This is a genomic window from uncultured Thiodictyon sp. (assembly GCF_903828115.1).
Lineage (GTDB): Bacteria > Pseudomonadota > Gammaproteobacteria > Chromatiales > Chromatiaceae > Thiodictyon.
In genome coordinates, this window is the sequence record NZ_CAIKKU010000892.1 from 1 (window position 1) to 2,036 (window position 2,036).

The 2,036-nt window shown below is 60.8% G+C and carries 3 protein-coding genes; all 3 read right to left on the bottom strand.

Annotation, left to right across the window (positions count from 1 at the left end; all coding sequences use genetic code 11):
* Nucleotides 1-118: 118 nt before the first annotated feature.
* The gene (locus QZY48_RS33820) at nt 119-520 is read right to left on the bottom strand and encodes a hypothetical protein (protein ID WP_295439061.1); all 402 of its coding nucleotides are present in this window, start codon (nt 518-520) and stop codon (nt 119-121) included.
* Nucleotides 521-665: 145 nt separating this feature from the next.
* Nucleotides 666-1,637, bottom strand: a complete 972-nt coding sequence (locus QZY48_RS33825) for an Rpn family recombination-promoting nuclease/putative transposase (RefSeq protein ID WP_295439062.1) — start codon at nt 1,635-1,637, stop codon at nt 666-668.
* Between the two features lie 207 nt (nt 1,638-1,844).
* The coding region (locus QZY48_RS33830; RefSeq protein WP_295439064.1) for a 4Fe-4S binding protein at nt 1,845-2,036 on the bottom strand (192 nt) is incomplete at its 5' end.

Sequence of the window (2,036 nt, forward strand, 5' to 3'; positions counted from 1 at the left end):
CACCGCTGCCCACAGGCGCAACGTCGCTTCATCCAGGCGACCGGAAAGCGCCCGATACTTTTCTTCGATTATCTTGGTAACATCCATGCACCAAGCGTAACCGCAATTCACGTATTGTTCAAGTTATTTCTGCTAGGCTCCAAAGCCGAAAAAAATCGGGTCTCAGTCGGGCGGTATCCGCCCACCAAAAGGGCGATTTGACCTCCACGCCTGCGCGCGGATTGCCATTGGCCCAATATAGTACAATGTCGTAGCGACCGGTAGGACGATCCTCGCCGTGTGGTCTGCCTCGCGGCACAGCTAAAGCCTCCGCCCGCGTTTCCGCCACCGAAACTTCGATCTGGGCGCTGGTTTTCTGGCTATCGCCGATAGCCGCAGCGGCATAAGAAGTTAGAAAATACTCTGGCGCATGATCAAGCCAATAGCCGCCGCTGAGGCGACGAAAATTTTCAAACGCTGCCTCGCCACCACGGATCAATGCATTGATGAGATCGGCGGCCGGTTCTGCGCCATTAGCCATGACTTCCCCCAGTTTTTCGTTTCGACCGATTTGGGAATCACCAACGCGTAGGGCTCAATAGCGCAGCGCATTGCAGCTTCATAGGTCGGTTACCTGGACATAGATAACCCACCACGCCATTTCCGGAAAGCGCCTGCGTTACCACTCAATGTAGTACGGCATCTAGACTGTCGGCCGTGAGGATGCGGTCCGACCAGCGCAGCAGGGTCTCGGGGTCCGCATTGGCGACTCGATCCCGCACCGACTGGCTCGGGGGACCGAACTTGCGGTCAATCAAACGCAGCAGCATCGCGGCCTCGCCCTGCCGCCTGCCCTGCTCGACACCCTGCGTGACACCCTGTTGTCTGCCTTGCTCGATGTAGCGGTCGATGTAGGTTTGCATGATGGGATCTCCGGTGGGGATCTGTTGCAGCAGTGCGCGGACATCACACTCTTCGACGCGCCCAGTGCCTTGGACATAGTAGCGCAGGAGGGATTCCAGGATCTCCAGGGCGGTCGCCCGGTCCTGAACCTGCTCGATCAGGGTCAGTAGGTCGCCCAGCCGCTCGACGGGCGCCGTGCTGAAGATCCAACGCATCGCCAACTGGACCAAGCGAGTCAGCACCTCGCCCTTAATCTCGGAATCGGTGCGGGCGGAGATGTCGTGCAGGGCGTAGGTGAACTGGGGCACAAAGGGTGCCAGCGACGAGGGGAGAGGCGAAACCAGTTCGTGGAAGCTCCGCGGTACGCGCCAGTGCCGTTCGCCGTGATAGATCACCAAGGGGTAGACCGGCGGGAGTTGGCGGGCATCGGGGTGCTGTTTGCGGTACTGATCGCCCTCGGCCACGATGTAGCGCAGCAATTGCAGCAGGGTCCAGTGTTCAGGGCTGCTCTTGTGCTCGAACAGCAGGTAGATCGTCAAGGTGCCATCGCGATAGCGCACGCGGTAGACCAGATCGGAGTACGACGAGCGCAGTTCGGTCGAAACGTAGGTGTCTTTCGAGATCTCCAGCGTCCCGAGATCGATGTCGGCGAGGATCTCCGCGGGCAGTTGGTGCCGCAGGAAATCCAGGGCGATCTCCCGGCGGCCGAAGCTCTCGCGGAAGAAGGCGTCGTGGGGGGTTGCAATCTCGTTCATGGCGTCCAAGGCTAAGCGCTTTGCGTTTGGGGCGCAAGACCGTTGGCACCCGGCCGGCATCCGGGTGCCGGGACGCGGCCGAGAAACCTCTGGAGTCCAAGGCTTCAGCCTTGGCGCTCCCCATCCAAGGCTGAAGCCTTGGACTCCAGGTTGTCGGCGAGAGGACCGGACGGGGCCCAGGGCCCGTCCGGTCAGGTCGCAGCAAGGTCAGGCGTTCTCAGGCACCATGGTAATGGCCCCGCAGGGACACTCCACACTGCAGATTCCGCATCCCTTGCAGTAGTCGAAGTTGAACTCGAAACGCATCCCGGGGCCGAGTTTGATCACGGCGTTGTCGGGGCAGACGCCATAGCAGTTGTCGCACTCGAAGCAGTTGCCGCAGGACAGACAGCGCCGCGC